The organism is Campylobacter sp. 1569 (assembly GCF_024723675.1).
GTDB classification, from domain to species: domain Bacteria; phylum Campylobacterota; class Campylobacteria; order Campylobacterales; family Campylobacteraceae; genus Campylobacter_D; species Campylobacter_D jejuni_C.
This window is the reverse complement of record NZ_JANQDB010000060.1, coordinates 1-448: the sequence shown is the minus strand read 5'-3', so window position 1 is coordinate 448 and position 448 is coordinate 1. Positions and strand designations below refer to the sequence as shown.

The following is a 448-nucleotide window of genomic DNA, read 5'->3' as shown; positions in this document are numbered from 1 at the left end:
TTATGAAAGCTTCTTTTTCACATGCTAAAATATCAGCCATAACTATGATAGTTCCACAAAATAAATATAATATAGATGATGAACTTCATACAAGATATCAAGGTGATATCAAAAAACTAAATCGTATTAAAAAATCTGTGGGATTGCAATATAGATATGCTGCTGATCAAGACACTTCTGTAAGTGATTTAGCAGAATATGGAGCAAATATATTATTTAACGAGTATGGATTAGATAAAAATACTATTGATGCTATAGTAGTCATTACCCAAACTCCTGATTTTTTCATACCTGCTACAGCTTGTTATCTTCATGGAAGACTTGATCTACCTCAAACAACTTTAGCTTTTGATATCAATCAATCATGTGCAGGTTTTGTATATGGACTTTATACGCTTTTTTCCATGATAGAAAATGGTGGATGTAAAAGAATTTTAATGGTATGTGG

At 30.4% G+C, this 448-nt stretch carries 1 pseudogene; it reads left to right on the top strand.

The features are described from left to right. A pseudogene (locus tag CAMP5060_RS08170) lies at positions 1–448 on the top strand (beta-ketoacyl-ACP synthase III); the annotation flags it as partial.